General features: G+C 34.3%; 13 protein-coding genes. 3 read left to right on the top strand and 10 right to left on the bottom strand.

Annotated features, from left to right (window positions below; all coding sequences use genetic code 11):
- Positions 1-168 precede the first annotated feature (168 nt).
- From pgi to uvrC, 8 genes are all read right to left on the bottom strand, one after another.
- Positions 169-1812, bottom strand: coding sequence for a glucose-6-phosphate isomerase (pgi, locus tag DNC80_RS08720; protein WP_182650879.1), 1644 nt, complete (start codon positions 1810-1812; stop codon positions 169-171).
- Positions 1813-1969: 157 nt separating this feature from the next.
- Positions 1970-3190, bottom strand: a complete 1221-nt coding sequence (locus tag DNC80_RS08715) for a peptidoglycan DD-metalloendopeptidase family protein (protein ID WP_182650877.1) — start codon at positions 3188-3190, stop codon at positions 1970-1972.
- A 20-nt stretch (positions 3191-3210) separates the two neighbouring features.
- Positions 3211-4146 carry a tryptophan 2,3-dioxygenase family protein gene (locus DNC80_RS08710; RefSeq protein ID WP_182650875.1) on the bottom strand — a complete coding sequence of 312 codons (936 nt, stop codon included), beginning with the start codon at positions 4144-4146 and terminating at the stop codon, positions 3211-3213.
- Positions 4146-4916: a DUF3108 domain-containing protein gene (locus DNC80_RS08705; RefSeq protein WP_144890336.1), complete on the bottom strand. Its 771-nt coding sequence runs from the start codon at positions 4914-4916 to the stop codon at positions 4146-4148. Before DNC80_RS08705 ends, DNC80_RS08710 begins: the two co-directional genes overlap by 1 nt.
- 292 nt (positions 4917-5208) lie before the next feature.
- A complete protein-coding gene (gene hppD, locus DNC80_RS08700) occupies positions 5209-6369 on the bottom strand; it encodes a 4-hydroxyphenylpyruvate dioxygenase (RefSeq protein ID WP_182650873.1) in 1161 nt (386 codons plus the stop codon).
- Positions 6370-6573: 204 nt separating this feature from the next.
- Positions 6574-7731, bottom strand: a complete 1158-nt coding sequence (locus tag DNC80_RS08695) for a homogentisate 1,2-dioxygenase (protein ID WP_182650871.1) — start codon at positions 7729-7731, stop codon at positions 6574-6576.
- Between the two features lie 182 nt (positions 7732-7913).
- The gene (locus DNC80_RS08690) at positions 7914-10286 is read right to left on the bottom strand and encodes a patatin-like phospholipase family protein (RefSeq protein ID WP_182650869.1); all 2373 of its coding nucleotides are present in this window, start codon (positions 10284-10286) and stop codon (positions 7914-7916) included.
- 9 nt (positions 10287-10295) lie between these two features.
- Positions 10296-12089: an excinuclease ABC subunit UvrC gene (gene uvrC / locus DNC80_RS08685; protein WP_182650867.1), complete on the bottom strand. Its 1794-nt coding sequence runs from the start codon at positions 12087-12089 to the stop codon at positions 10296-10298.
- Positions 12090-12216: 127 nt separating this feature from the next.
- On the opposite strand from uvrC, the gene DNC80_RS08680 reads away from it, so the two are divergent.
- From DNC80_RS08680 to DNC80_RS08670, 3 genes are read left to right on the top strand one after another with little or no spacing between them, the layout of a single operon-like run.
- Positions 12217-13200 carry a succinylglutamate desuccinylase/aspartoacylase family protein gene (locus tag DNC80_RS08680; protein ID WP_182650865.1) on the top strand — a complete coding sequence of 328 codons (984 nt, stop codon included), beginning with the start codon at positions 12217-12219 and terminating at the stop codon, positions 13198-13200.
- A gap of 10 nt (positions 13201-13210) precedes the next feature.
- Positions 13211-13774, top strand: coding sequence for a 5-formyltetrahydrofolate cyclo-ligase (locus DNC80_RS08675; RefSeq protein WP_182650864.1), 564 nt, complete (start codon positions 13211-13213; stop codon positions 13772-13774).
- A gap of 46 nt (positions 13775-13820) precedes the next feature.
- Positions 13821-14018 (top strand): hypothetical protein, encoded by a 198-nt coding sequence (locus DNC80_RS08670; RefSeq protein WP_144890316.1) that lies wholly within the window; start codon positions 13821-13823, stop codon positions 14016-14018.
- A 59-nt stretch (positions 14019-14077) separates the two neighbouring features.
- Here the strand turns inward: DNC80_RS08670 and DNC80_RS08665 are convergent, their stop codons facing one another.
- Together DNC80_RS08665 and DNC80_RS08660 are read right to left on the bottom strand one after the other, a co-directional pair.
- Positions 14078-14674: a lipoprotein signal peptidase gene (locus DNC80_RS08665; protein WP_144890313.1), complete on the bottom strand. Its 597-nt coding sequence runs from the start codon at positions 14672-14674 to the stop codon at positions 14078-14080.
- 85 nt (positions 14675-14759) lie between these two features.
- Entirely contained in the window at positions 14760-15140 is a 381-nt protein-coding gene (locus tag DNC80_RS08660) for a TraR/DksA C4-type zinc finger protein (RefSeq protein ID WP_086453962.1), read from the bottom strand.
- Between the last annotated feature and the right edge of the window lie 6 nt (positions 15141-15146).

The raw sequence follows: 15146 nt of genomic DNA, 5'->3' as shown, positions 1-15146 counted from the left end.
ATCAACAAGTGAAAACACAACCTTTTGATTATTACGCTGTCATAACTTTTGCGTAAAAAGCAAAAAGCCTTGATTTTAAACAAATCAAAGCTTTTTATAAAATCAATATGTTAGATAAATCAATATTTCAACTTAATAACATATTACTATTGTAAATCTAATTTCACATTATTTACTTTTTAAAAAATGATTTAATAAAAAAGCGGTAGAGCTATCATGACTTTTAACCTCTTTTGTGATAATCTCCGCTAAAATAGAATTTGCCAATTGTTTACCGAGTTCAACACCCCATTGATCAAAACTAAATATATTCCAAACAATACCTTGAACAAAAATTTTGTGTTCATATAAAGCGATCAATGAACCCAAAGTATGTGGGGTTAATTTTTGAATCAAAATTGTATTTGTAGGTTTGTTACCTGAGAAAATTTTATAGGGTAATAGGAATTCTGCTTTCTCAACTGGTATCCCTTGAAGATCAAATTCCTTTTGAACTTGTGTTGCTGATTTACCATGCATCAGAGCTTCAGTTTGCGCAAAGAAATTAGACATTAACTTATCATGATGATTGTTATCTCCATATAAAGGAGTAACAAATCCTATGAAATCAGCTGGAATTAATTTTGTCCCTTGATGTATCAACTGAAAAAAAGCATGTTGCGCATTAGTACCTGGTTCACCCCAAATGATTGTACCTGTTTGATAATTAACAGGTTTCCCATCTCGACCAACACTTTTACCATTACTTTCCATGGTGCCCTGCTGCAAGTAAGGTGCAAATTTTTGCAAGTACTGGGTGTAAGGAATTAAAGCTTCACTTTCAGCACCAAAGAAATTATTATACCAAACACTCAACATCGCCAATATAACAGGCATGTTTTTATCAAAATCAGCTGTCTTAAAATGCTCGTCCATTTCATTAGCACCTTTCAACAAACTATTAAAATTATCATACCCTATTGACAAGCTGATAGTAAGACCTACTGCACTCCACAAAGAGAAACGACCGCCAACCCAATCCCACATTGGAAAAACGTTGCTGGCATCTATTCCAAAAGCAGTTACTTTCTCAAGGTTAGTTGAAACTGCAACAAAATGCTTGGCAACATCTTCTTGTTTTGCTGATTTTAGAAACCAATCTTTAATCGTTTCTGAATTCGTTAAAGTTTCCTGCGTGGTAAATGTTTTTGAAACAATTACAAAAAGCGTTGTCTCAGGATTTAATTTTTTTAGGATCTCTTGAACATGATCACCATCGACGTTTGAAACAAAATGAACGTTAAGATGGTTTTTATAAAACTGAAGTGCCTCGACTACCATTGCTGGTCCCAAATCTGATCCTCCTATTCCTATATTTACGATATCTGTAAAAGGCTTTCCTGTATAACCAGTTCTTATACCCGAAACGACTTCGTTTGTAAATCCTTTTATTTTATTTTTTACTTCATATACTTCGGGCATTACATTTATCCCATCTACATTGACCACTGCAGATTCAACAGCACGCAAAGCAGTATGAAGCACGGCTCTACTCTCGGTTTTATTAATCACTGTACCATCAAAATAATCAGCAATAGCAGCTTTAAGTTCAACTTCATTTGCTAATTCTACTAACAACTGAACTGTTTCCTCATCAATGATATTTTTTGAGTAATCTATTAAAAAATCATTCCATTGAATATTCAATTTTTCAGTTCTTGCTGGATCTGACTCGAACAAATCTTGAATTGTTGCCTTTTGCATAGTTTGAAAGTGCAATTCTAGTTTTTTCCAAGCATTAGTATTTGTTGGATTAATTGTATCTAAAGCCATTTAAAATGTATTTTTTAGTTGTAATAAAATTTGGGTAAAAATACTCAAATTAGTTTAATGATTAAAAACCCGATTGTTTCACAAATAGAAGTGCAAAGTATTTTCATTTTTAAAAGCAGATGCTCTCTACCTACTATTAAAATAAAGTACTGTTTGCTTATAAATTTGCAATACTATCCAGTTCTTGTTTCAAAGGAGTTATTTGTTGTAAGAACCTATTTTTATTTGCACCTGTCATGGGCTCGCCAGTAGGCAATTTGAGTCTTAATGCATCAACCTGAACACCATTTTTCCAAAAACGATAACATACGTGAGGACCAGTTGCCAGACCAGTGCTACCCACTAAGCCAATAACTTGTCCTTGAGTAACTCTTTGTCCGCGTCTCACAAGAATTTTAGACATGTGTAAGTACTGAGTAGAAAACGTTCCATTGTGTTTGACTTTTACAAAGTTTCCGTTTCCAGCAGAATAACCACTTTGCTCAACCACTCCACCTGCTGTGGTTGTAATAGGTGTTCCCCTTGGCGCAGCATAGTCCGTACCTTTATGTGCTTTCCAGCGATGCTGAACAGGATGAAATCTACTAGATGAAAAACGAGAAGATATTCTACTAAACTTTATTGGAGATTTGAGAAAGAAATTTTTTAATGTCTTACCCTGTTCGTCATAATAATCTACTTTACCTGATTCTGGATTTTGTGCAAAAGGAAATGCATAAATAAACTTTCCTTTGTATTCAAAAAAAGAAGCCTCGAGTTCCTCTACTCCATCATAAACAGAATCATTGATATACCTCTCCGTAAATGTCAATGCAAAACGATCGCCTTTTTTTAATTTCATAAAATCTATAGAGTACGCATAAATCTTAGTGATTTTACTAGCCAAAGCACCTTCAATTTTAGCATTCCCCAAAGTTTCTGATAAGGATTCTTTCAAGACACCACCTATGGTGCGTCTTTTAATAGTTATGGGTTTTACTTTTTTATACACCGCAATTGCAGTATCTCTAAAATCTACAACATAATAACTCAAATTATCAGGCTGATAAATAAAAACCTGCAAATCATTAGTTTTGTTTTTAGATCTAAGAATAGTATAAGGCCTATTTAGCCGAATTGTCTTAACATTAAAACTATCTTTAACTTTTGCTATAATATCATAAACTTGTCGATTACCAATATTTTGACTCTCCAGCAAAGTCCCAAAGGTATCGCCATCATGAATGGTATCATGTACCACATTAAAATCAGCATATACAAAACCAAACTCACTTTTTTTTGGTTTTGTTATACCCTTAACTGTTTCAACTTTAAGTTCCTCTTGCTTGCATGACACTATTAATATTAGTACAGCAATTATTGTGAATATTTTTTTCAAACTATGTGTTTAAGTTCAACTTACACCTCAACTCCCCAGTTCTCTAATTCTTGACTGCTCCATAATTCTGGGAAAAAAATTCTCTTTTGGTATTTTGGATGCATGTATTTCTTCCAGTCGCTTCCGCCAGTTGCTTCACCATCTCCTTGACCACTTTGATCAATATATTTCTTAGCCGTGTTTAAATGCTGCATCACCCAGGTTATATTAACCGTATAATCATAGTGTCTCATAGCTTTGATTAATTCTGGATTTTGCTGATCTAACTCTGGTAGCTGTTTGAATTTTTGCCAAATATTAATCGTATTGTATTCCTCCATGTAGGCTAAAAATTCTTTTTTGTATTTTTTCTCAAATTCATCTAGCAAATAGGTTTTTTTACCCGTATGATAATCCTTTCCTGCTGCTTGCCAATACAAATGTTCTAGTGCATGCTCATATGGGGTATCTCTATCTATTGTTCCTCTAAATCTATTATCAATAAGGTTAATTAAATCAGTGGATGAAAACTCAATTAATCTATATTGCGCACTTTGAAAACCACTAGCAGGAGTTAATGTATTTCTAAATTTCATGTATTGGTCTACCTCCATACCGTCACCCATAATACTGAAAGAAGTTGTAAGCATGTCAAAATACCTGCTAATTCTCATGACTCTTTCAGTAAAAAACTCAGCATCAATAGCTGGCTGATAGGCAATTTGCTTGATTTCCCAAAGAATCATTTTAAAAATTAACTCATTGACCTGGTGATACATGATGAACACCATTTCATCAGGAAGGGTGGTGCGCTGTGTTTGCAGGCCCAGCAAAGCATCTGTTTGAATATAATCCCAATACGTTATGGGTTTAGACCAAAGCAAACCTTCAAGTTGGGTTTCTACTTTTTGATTAATAGCCTGATATTTTTGCTCAATTTCTTTTAAAATAGTTTCAGAAACCTCTGTATTACTCATTATTTTTTTAATTTAAATGGGCTTTTTAACCCTTTATAAGCATCTAGATCTGCTTTTATAGACCCTACAGCTAAACTAGCTTTTATGCGTAACGGCACTTTATTATTATCATCTGATATCCAGACCGTAACACTTTCTTGTTCCTTAAACACACGTCCTGATTGCACTAAGGGACGAAATATCATGGAGGGAACAACGCCAAATTTAGTGGTTATATTTTCACGACCTATAAATTTTAGCTTGAATTTTGTGGTTTCATCATCAAAAAACATGTCTACAGCTATAGATTCTCCAACATTTAACTTATCAATATTAGGATGATTCCTAAGGTAGTAAAATGTTGACAATATATCCTGAGTGTTTTTCGGAATGTAAAGTGCCTTTTCTGTTTTATGTTTATAATCTTTTACAACTACTTTATTTGAGGATTGATTAAAAAAACCTTCTTGATTTTTTGTGTATCCGCCTTCATCAATTTTTCTAACAAACTGGTATGGATTTCTTGTTTCTTTATCAATATAGCTTTCGTATAAATCATCTACTTTAAAGAAAAATCGTGACATACCTGTAGTGTAGCCTTTCCCAACAATATGAAACGTTTTTTTATTGTTTACATTGGCATCTTTTACTTCAAGAGTAGCATAACCCGCATTGACAATGCCGTAGTGAATTCTGAATTTAAAAAACTCTCCTACTGCGTAGGCATCCTCTTGGGGTGAGGAAAAACCAAAGGTGATACCAATGATACAGAGTACAAGTAATTTTTTCATTTCTTAGTTTATAAATTTATATACTCGTATTACAATTTTTATTCCAAATATATTAAAACAAAAAAACTCAGTCAAATAATGACTGAGTTTTTATGCTATTAACTAACCAAAAAACTATAAACTATGAAATTTATATGAAATTAGGAAGGAAACCACCCCTTCCCTTTTTGCGAGTGCAAAGGTAGCTAACAAATCCAGTTTTATTTACAAAAAATAAAGTTTAACACAACATTTAATAAAAAATAGGTCGATGAATGGTTATTTTTTCACAATATGTAAAAATAATTAACTTTTATAACGTTCCTCGTAATTGCTGTTCTCTTTCAATTGATTCAAATAAGGCTTTAAAGTTTCCAGCACCAAAACCTTTGGCTCCCATTCTTTGAATAATCTCAAAAAACAAGGTTGGCCTATCTTGAACAGGTTTAGTAAAAATTTGCAACAAATATCCATCTTCATCGGCATCGACCATGATGGCTAGTTTTTCGATTTCGTTGATATCTTCTTTCATCATATCCATGTGAGCGCCTAAACGCTCTGGAATAGCTTCATAATAGGCGTGTGGCGGCGCTGATAAGAACTCTACACCTCTTGCTTTTAATTGGCTTACTGTTTTAATAATATCATCTGTTGCAATAGCAATGTGCTGAATTCCTGGCCCACCATAAAAATCAAGGTATTCCTCAATTTGTGATTTTTTCTTTCCTTCGGCAGGCTCGTTGATAGGGAATTTAATTCTTCCGTTTCCGTTTGACATTACTTTACTCATCAAGGCTGAATATTCAGTATTAATTTGTTTGTCATCAAATGAAAGGAAATTAACAAATCCCATCACCTCTTCATAAAACTTTACCCAAGTATTCATTTCGTTCCAACCTACATTTCCTACCATGTGATCTATGTATTTTAATCCTGTTGGTTCTGGGTTGTAATCTGATTTCCATTCTTTGTATCCTGGCAAGAAAATCCCGTTGTAATTTTTTCTTTCTACAAAAATGTGAACCGTTTCACCGTAAGTATAAATCCCTGAGCGAACTACTTGACCAAACTCATCTTCTTCGACAGTTGGCTCCATAAAAGAGCGCGCACCGCGTTTCATGGTTTCTTCGTAAGCACTTGTAGCATCTTCAACCCATAGGGCAGCTACTTTTACACCATCACCATGTTTTTTTAAATGATCATGTAAAGGTGAATCTTGCGTTAATGGCGTAGTTAAAACAATGCGGATTTTATCTTGTTTTAATACATAAGATGTTCTGTCTTTTACACCCGTTTCTAAACCAGCGTAAGCTAATGATTGATATCCAAAAGCTGTCTTGTAATAATGAGCAGATTGTTTTGCATTACCTACATAAAACTCTACGTAATCTGTTCCTAAAAGCGGCAAGAAATCTTGTGCTCCTTCAAATATTTTTTCTAGTCCGTATTCTACTGATTTTACTTCTTTTGACATGGTATTTATTTGTTTTTGAATTCTTTTTTAGATGTTATCAAATAAAAGAATCTGTTTGTTATTTTATTAAAATGGTTTTGAATGTTGTACTCCTAGCCCTGATGGAAGCGGCATCCTTTTTCTGGTCTCGTTTTTTTTACGAGACCAGAAAAAGATATAGCGTACAGCAGGAAATAGCTCCTGAAATCCAAGGTGAAAACTTATTTATTCGACCCAAGATTTATAATATTGACCATCGTCTAATCCCATGGCTTCCTCAGTAACCATCAACGGTCGGAAAGTATCTACCATTACGGCTAACTCTTCGGTTCCGGTATGACCAATACTGCGCTCCATAGCGCCTGGTGCTGGACCGTGCGGAATGCCTTTTGGGTGCAGCGTTATGTGTCCTTGCTCTATGTTATTACGGCTCATGAAATCACCATCTACATAATACAAGACCTCATCACTATCAATATTACTGTGATTGTAAGGTGCCGGAATTGATTTTGGGTGGTAATCATACAATCTTGGTACGAATGAACACACTACAAAAGTGGCAGTTTCAAAAGTTTGATGTACTGGTGGCGGTTGATGTACTCGTCCTGTAATGGGCTCGAAATTGTGAATGCTAAAGCCATACGGAAAATTATAACCGTCCCAACCTACTACGTCAAAAGGATGTGTGGCATACACTACTTCGTGCATCATACCTTCTTTTTTGATTTTGATAAGGAAATCTCCTTTTTCGTCATGCGTTTCTAACTCGTTAGGCAAAATAAAATCACGCTCGCAAAAAGGAGAATGCTCTAAGTGCTGACCCGATTCGTTTTTATAACGTTTTGGAGTATAAAATGGAGCAAATGATTCTACGTAGAACAAACGGTTATCATCGGTATCAAACTCAATTTGATATATAATTCCGCGTGGAATAATTAGATAATCTCCATACTCAAAAGGAATGTTTCCTAACATCGTACGCAATTTTCCTTTTCCTTTGTGGATGAAAATCATTTCATCGGCATCGGCATTTTTATAGAAATACGTTGTTAAAGATTTTTTGGGCGCTGCTAAACCGATGGTGCAATCTTTATTGACTAATAACGCTTTGCGGCTATCTAAAAAGTCATCTTCGGGTTTCAGTTCAAATCCTTTTAGCAACAACGATTTGATGTTTTTACCAATGGCTATTTTAGGTTCAACCGAATATGATTTGAGAATTTCTTTGACTTGTGTTGGACGGTGCACATGGTAAGATAAAGAGGCATGTCCATGAAAACCTTCGGTTCCAAACAATTGTTCGTAATAAAAACCTCCATTCGGTTTTTCGAATTGTATGTGTCTTTTTTGCGGGAAAGTCCCTAGTTTATGATATAGTGGCATAATTTTTTGTTTAAAAAAGGTGTAATTAATTACAGCGGTAACGCTTTGTTTTTTTTTCTAAATCAAAAATTGATTCGCTACTCCGGATTTCTCTTGATTAGGAATTGTAAATGCGCTAATAAACCTGTCCAATTTGCTTTCATTATCACAAATATCGTAATTATTTTTGAATTAATTTAAGTTTAAAATAAAAAGCCTATGCTAAACCAGGTAAAACCTTTAGCAAGCTCAGGAGACCATGTATACTTGATTTCTGCAGGACCTATGATTGTTTCCATACCATATCCAACTGCATATCCTGAATATTTTGGAATCGAAATCCAGTTGCCTGTTTCAAAGATACGATCACTAATATTAGCAAAATTTGCCGAAAAATTAAGGTGATTCTTTTTCAAGAACTCATAATCAATAGTAGCTGTAGATTTGATGTAACTATTTCCAGCAACACTCAAATGGTCGTACCCATACAAATATTTAAAATTATTTATCATATTGAAACCATAACCACCTAAAATAAAATTGAAAAAAGTAACGCTTTGTTGACCAAAAGAGAAACCAGCATCTGTTTGGAACTTTACAGTAGTGTTTTTAAACAAAGTCGCTGCTACTCCAAAATCACCTTTTGTAATAGAATAAGGTTGGAAATCCCCCGTATAGTTTGACGAAGCTACATAGGTTTGAATATCACCTGAAAAATACCAACCTTTTTTAGGGAAATATTTATTATCAAAAGAATCCGCTTTTAAATACCCAAAAAGACTTACGTAATTGCTATTGTCTATAATAGGGTCTACGTTAGCCAGTGTTTCTGATTTTATTTTTAAATATTTCAATTCTACACCACCACCAATCAAAAATTTTTGAACAAACAAAGATTGAAAATACACTTGATTTGTCAAGTCAGTAAAATCAACGTTGATGGAATTGAGACTAGGATTGTTTGCCGTAATTGGGCTTATTTCATTAGACACATTTCTACTAAATTGATTGTAAAAAGACTTAAATCCAAGACTTAAATTAAAACCATTCTCTATGTAGTAATCAAAATTATATCTAATATTATCTCCTAAAACAATGTCTAAAGATGCTACATCATTTTTTAAGAGGGCTTTTTTACGTGTTAAATTTATCAAGACACCACTCTTGAATAGATCATCATAATGCAAGCCGAACTTTAAATAGGTTTTAGTTGGATTTTCCTTTAGATCTAAATTCAAGTTTACTTTATCTTCATTAGCCTCTAAGGAATAGGATATCGCACTAAAATTTTGTGTGGCATTGATATTATTGATACCGCGTAACAAATCATTATAACACGTTTTTGCTCCTGGCTTAAAACGCAATTTTCCAATGACATACTCTTTTGTATAATTATCCAATTTACCGCTATTGATTTTGCCTATATACAAACTATCTGATTGTGGTACTAGCTTTGGTTTATAATAAGGCTTAGCTGGATTTACAAGTTTTTTAATTTGATCCAATACCACAATTGCAGCTTCTTCTCCTTTTCGAATAATCTCTTTTCCTTTATCAAAGGAGACTACTCCATATTGCGAAATATCCGGTTTTATATAAATATCTGTATCAGAAACACTTCTTTTCATCCTTTCAATAGACTGTAAACCTGTAATTTGAACCAGAATTTTTGTTGCGTCTTTAAGTTGGTTACGGTCCAGTAATCCATCCTGCACATCAACACCTATGACAATATCAGCACCTAATTTGCGTACTTCCTCAATAGGGTAATTATTAACCACACCACCATCTACAAGAATTTTTCCGTCAATTTCAACAGGAGCAAATAAGGATGGAAAAGCCGAGCTAGCGATCATGGCTTGCGCCAAATTGCCTTTGTTTAAGAGTACCTCTTCGCCAGTTTCAATGTTGGTCCCAATACATAAAAAAGGAATTGGCAGTTTGTTGAAATCTTGCACGTGTCGGACGTTTCTTGTGATTCTGCTCAATAAATTGTAATTGTACATTCCCTTTGACAAAGCTTCAGGAATTCCAATTTTCAATTTATTAAATGGCAAGATCAAAGCATATAATTCATTGTTTCGTCGTTCGTAAAAATTCTTTGAAGATCTGGGTATAAAATCATTGATCAGCTCATTGAAGTTTGTCGCCTGGAAGATAGAATCAATTTGAGTTGCCGTATATCCTGATGCATAAAGACCGCCTATTACTGCACCCATGCTGGTACCGCCAATGTAATCAATCTTAACCCCTGCTTCTTCGAGCACTTTTAAAACCCCAATATGAGCAAAACCTTTAGCGCCACCTCCACTTAAAACCAAACCTATTTTAGGTCTTTTTTGTTCTTGTGCAACTGTAGTTTGCGATCCTAATAAAAAAGAAAATAAACAAAAGAGTACTGCTGGAAGAACTGTTGCAGGTATTTCTTTAAAGCCCCAGATAGCAGTGAAAAGCCGAGATGCAAAAAAAGCTATTTTTTCATGAAAGGAAAGAGCGACCGCAGGAGCTCCTTTGCTTTTATTAGAAAAAAAGCTTTTTTGCGGAGCGCTTGAAACGGATAGCTGGAATTGGCTCATAGAAAAACACTATTTGTTGTTGTAAAATTCGGAAATTTTTTTGGCTTTTGAACTACCTACAACGTCTGAAATTTCTTTTTCTGTGGCTAATTTTAATCTTTTAACACTTTTAAAATGCTGAATCAAGGACAACATTGTTTTTTCGCCAATACCTGGTATGGATTCTATAGATGAATTGAGCGCTGCTTTACTGCGTTTGTCTCTATGATGCGTAATCCCAAAACGGTGGGCTTCGTTACGTAATTGTTGAATAACTTTGAGCGTTTCAGATTTTTTGTCTAGGTATAACGGAATAGAATCTCCGGGATAGAACAATTCTTCCAGCCTTTTGGCAATGCCAATAATAGCAATTTTACCGCGTAAACCCAACTCATCAATACTCTTTAAAGCTGATGACAACTGCCCTTTTCCACCATCAATAATGATTAAGTTAGGTAAGGGTTGATTTTCATCCAATAGTCGTTTGTAGCGTCTGTAAACCACCTCAGTCATAGAGGCAAAATCGTCAGGCCCTTCGACAGTTTTGATGTTAAAATGGCGGTAATCTTTTTTGCTAGGTTTACCATCTTTGAAAACTACGCATGCTGATACTGGATTTGTACCTTGAATATTAGAATTATCAAAACACTCAACATGCCTAGGTTCTACGGGCAAGCGTAAATCTTTTTGCATTTGTGCCATGATCCTATTGGTATGCCTGTCTGGATCTACAATTTGTAGTTGTTTGAGTTGTTCTATTCGATAAAACTTAGCGTTACGGATGGATAAATCTAAAATTTGCTTTTTATCCCCAAGTTGTGGAACGGTTATTTTTATGTTTTCACCCAGATCTACTGGAAACGGCACAATTATTTCACGAGATAACAACTGAAAACGCTCTCTTAATTCGATTATAGCCAATTCGAGTAGCTCTTCGTCAGGCTCATCTAATTTTTTCTTGATTTCCATGGTGTGTGACCTAATAATGGAGCCATGTGAAATTTGTAAAAAGTTGACATAAGCAGCCGCCTCATCAGACACAATAGAAAAAACATCAATATTGGTGATTTTAGGATTTACAACAGTAGAACGCGATTGATAATTTTCTAAAACCTCTATTTTTTCTTTGATTTTTTGCGCCTCTTCAAAATGCATTTCGGCAGCTAATTTTGTCATGACACGCTTGAAATCCTTCATGCTCTCCTTAAAATTTCCTTTCAGAATTTCACGAATGGCATCTACTTGTTTCTGGTAGTTTTCAATAGTTTCATGACCTTCACATGGCCCCATACAGTTGCCAATATGATACTCTAGACATACCTTAAATTTTCCACTCTCAATATTGTTCTTGCTTAAATCATAATTACAAGTACGCAGCGGATACAATTCTTTAATAAGCTCTAAAATCGTACTTACTGTTTTGAAACTGGTATATGGTCCAAAATATTCCGATCCATCTTTAACCATCCTACGTGTAGCAAAAATGCGTGAAAATGGTTCTTTCTTGATACACAACCACGGATAACTTTTATCATCACGAAGCAACACATTATAACGAGGTTGCAACGTTTTTATCAAATTATTTTCTAACAAAAGTGCATCCGTTTCAGTAGGAACCACAATATGTTTTATGGTCACAATCTTCTTTACCAACACATTGGTTTTAGCAGTATCGTGAATTTTATAAAAATAGGAAGAAACTCTTTTCTTTAGATTTTTGGCTTTGCCCACATACAAAATTTTTCCCTCTTTGTCGTAATATTGGTATACGCCGGGATTGTCTGGTAAGGTTTGTATTTGTAGGGCTAGAGCTGTTGGATTCATGTAACAAAGTTAACTTCTAAAATTACGAAATACAAATCAATGCTAGCGAATTGTTTCTTGCAAAATATTTAGCCTAATTCTTGGTTGTAATTCGTTATTATGCTTATTTTTATCTTTTCAAGAACTTATGATAAAAAGCAATACTACTCCTATTGTGCTTTTTGGCGAAAGCATATATCCTGGCGAAAGCAAAACAATAAATGTTGAAATTGCCCGACTGCACACCACTACAAAATTAACCATCCCTGTAATTGTAAGGCGTTCAAAAATAGAGGGTCCAGTAGTTTTATTCTCTGCTGGTATTCATGGTGACGAAATAAATGGTGTTGAAATCGTACGACAACTTATTCATAAAAAAATAAACAAACCAAAAAGAGGCACTATAATTTGTATTCCTATCATTAACGTGTACGGATTTGTTAATAAATCTAGAGAATTTCCAGATGGCAGGGATTTGAACCGTGTTTTTCCTGGAAGTAAAACGGGTTCTTTGGCCAGCCGATTTGCCTTTCATATTCTATCCCAAATCATGCCTGTTGTACAATATGCCGTTGATTTTCATGCTGGTGGAGCTAGTCGATTCAACGCACCACAAATTAGAATAGCACACAACAATGCTGATTTAAAAATTCTTGCCGATGTTTTTAATGCCCCTTTCACCTTATATTCCAGAAATATAATGGGATCTTTTAGGAGTTCCAGCGAAAGGATGGACGTAAAAATGTTACTATTTGAAGGTGGAAAATCACTAGATATTAATAATGATATTGCTGAAGAAGGCATCAATGGAGCGAAGAGACTGCTTAAACATCTCGACATGCTAGATTTAAAACATACAGCAATACAACAAAAAACCAACACGATTTATATTGAAAAATCGGGCTGGATACGTGCCAAATGTTCTGGTTTGTTGCATGATTATAATTCAATAGGTAAATTTGTAACAAAAGGAACCATTCTTGCCACAATAACTGATCCCTACGGAAAGTTTGAACGAAAAGTAAAAGCACCTAACGACGGTTATATTATCAATGCAAATCATTCCCCGATAGTTTACGAGGGCGATGCCATTTATCATTTGTCGAATGCTCTTGGCGAAGAAGGAGAATAAAATTATTAAAATGAATAAAACAGAGTTACGACAAAAATACAAAGCCTTACGAAATTCTTTATCTGAAAATGAAATAGAGGAAATGAGTTTGGCTGTTGCCAATAAAATAATCAAACTTCCTATTTGGGAGAAAAACTACTTCCATATTTTTTTACCCATAACTGAACAAAAAGAAATCAATACCGAATTCATTCTTCATATATTATCTGGAAAAGATAAGGAAATTATTGTGTCCAAAGCTGATTTCGAAACCCGCAAAATGACTCATTTTTTGCTTACTGACAATACAAAAATTAAGAAAAACAAATACAACATTCCAGAACCTGTAGATGGAATTGAAGTTCCCTCAACTAAAATTGATGTTGTTTTTGTACCGCTATTAGCTTTTGATAAAAGCGGGCATCGCGTAGGCTACGGAAAAGGATTTTATGATAAATTTCTCTCTGAATGCAAACCAGATGTAATCAAGATTGGACTGTCTTTTTTTGAACCTGAAGAAAGTATAGAAGGTGTTTTTGAAGGCGACATACAACTGGATTATTGTGTCACCCCAAATGAGGTGCACTCGTTTTAATTTTTAAATCGTTACTTTGCCAATAGATAAAAATCATAAATAAGTTATGAGAACATTTAAAAATTCAAGATTTGCCGTAAGCGTAATGGTTATTCTATTTGCAGTTTCATTTTCAAACTGTAGCATCCATACTGGAACCAGCAGATCAACATATAAAGCGAAAACCCTTCCACCAGGACAAGCTAAAAAAATATATGGCGGAAAAAGTGCTAAACGTTACGCACCCGGACAAAATAAAAATTAATAAAAAAGACCTGTTCAAAATTGAACAGGTCTTTTTTTATAGTGTGAATAACATTAAATCTAACTGTTATGAAATGCTTTTTTATTGAAAAAAATCAAGATTCCAACTCCTGTTGAAATTGCCATATCAGCAACATTGAATATAGCGTTGAAAAAAGTAAATTCTTTTCCGCCCCAAATTGGCAACCAATCAGGCAAATTTCCATGCCAAAAAGGGAAATAAAGCATGTCTACTACTTTTCCGTGAAACCAAGTTCCATAAGGTTGATCCGAAAACATAGTAGCCAATTGTTGTTGACTGTCATTGAAAATTACGCCATAAAAAACAGAGTCGATAATGTTTCCAAAAGCACCAACAAGAATTAAAGAAATGGCAACAATCAGATAATCTGAACTCTTCTTTTTTACAGAATCCCACAACCAATAGCCTATACCACCAACAGCACCAATTCTAAAAAGAGTTAAAAACAATTTTCCATACGCTCCTGGAATTTGAACTCCCCAAGCCATCCCTTCATTTTCAATGAATAGAATTTTGAACCAATTGAACACTTCCACTTCTTCCCCTAAAACAAAATTAGTTTTAATGTAAATTTTAGAAACTTGATCAACAATCAATAAGATAAAAATAAGGAGATACGCTTTTCGTAATGTCATTTTATAAATTTTAATGGCGCAAAAATAACAATTTAATCAAAAAAAACGCTCCCAATGGAGCGTTAAATCTTGTTTAACAAGAGGTTTATCGTTGCAAGTTCTTTGCTTCAATACTCATTGTTGCATGAGGAACGATTTTTAATCTTTCTTTCCCGATTAATTTACCAGTTACTTTACAAACTCCGTAAGTCTTATTTTCAACACGGAAAAGTGCGTTTTTTAAATCTCGAATAAATTTCTCTTGACGAATTGCCAATTGTGAATTTGCTTCTTTAGACATGGTTTCGCTTCCTTCTTCAAAAGCTTTGAATGTAGGCGAAGTATCATCTGTTCCGTTATTTAAATCATTCATGTAAGCACTTTTGATCAAATCTAAATCAGCTTGTGCTTTTTGAATTTTATTGAGTATTAACTCTTTGAACTCTGCTAAATCAGCGTCAGAGTATCGTGTAGCTTCATCTACCATCGTATT

Origin of the sequence: Flavobacterium sp. SOK18b, from assembly GCF_014156605.1 — a bacterium.
Lineage (GTDB): Bacteria > Bacteroidota > Bacteroidia > Flavobacteriales > Flavobacteriaceae > Flavobacterium > Flavobacterium tiangeerense.
The sequence above is the reverse complement of the archived record's forward strand: the minus strand, read 5'-3'. Positions and strand labels throughout refer to the sequence as shown.

What these genes read in the sequence shown, in the direction of transcription:
- DNC80_RS08665 (WP_144890313.1), bottom strand. Translation starts at nt 14,674, where the DNA reads ATGACATTACGAAAAGCGTATCTCCTTATTTTTATCTTATTGATTGTT.
- uvrC (WP_182650867.1), bottom strand. Translation starts at nt 12,089, where the DNA reads ATGAATCCAACAGCTCTAGCCCTACAAATACAAACCTTACCAGACAAT.
- DNC80_RS08675 (WP_182650864.1), top strand. Translation starts at nt 13,211, where the DNA reads ATGAATAAAACAGAGTTACGACAAAAATACAAAGCCTTACGAAATTCT.
- DNC80_RS08660 (WP_086453962.1), bottom strand. Translation starts at nt 15,140, where the DNA reads ATGGTAGATGAAGCTACACGATACTCTGACGCTGATTTAGCAGAGTTC.
- hppD (WP_182650873.1), bottom strand. Translation starts at nt 6,369, where the DNA reads ATGTCAAAAGAAGTAAAATCAGTAGAATACGGACTAGAAAAAATATTT.
- DNC80_RS08705 (WP_144890336.1), bottom strand. Translation starts at nt 4,916, where the DNA reads ATGAAAAAATTACTTGTACTCTGTATCATTGGTATCACCTTTGGTTTT.
- DNC80_RS08710 (WP_182650875.1), bottom strand. Translation starts at nt 4,146, where the DNA reads ATGAGTAATACAGAGGTTTCTGAAACTATTTTAAAAGAAATTGAGCAA.
- pgi (WP_182650879.1), bottom strand. Translation starts at nt 1,812, where the DNA reads ATGGCTTTAGATACAATTAATCCAACAAATACTAATGCTTGGAAAAAA.
- DNC80_RS08695 (WP_182650871.1), bottom strand. Translation starts at nt 7,731, where the DNA reads ATGCCACTATATCATAAACTAGGGACTTTCCCGCAAAAAAGACACATA.
- DNC80_RS08690 (WP_182650869.1), bottom strand. Translation starts at nt 10,286, where the DNA reads ATGAGCCAATTCCAGCTATCCGTTTCAAGCGCTCCGCAAAAAAGCTTT.
- DNC80_RS08670 (WP_144890316.1), top strand. Translation starts at nt 13,821, where the DNA reads ATGAGAACATTTAAAAATTCAAGATTTGCCGTAAGCGTAATGGTTATT.
- DNC80_RS08680 (WP_182650865.1), top strand. Translation starts at nt 12,217, where the DNA reads ATGATAAAAAGCAATACTACTCCTATTGTGCTTTTTGGCGAAAGCATA.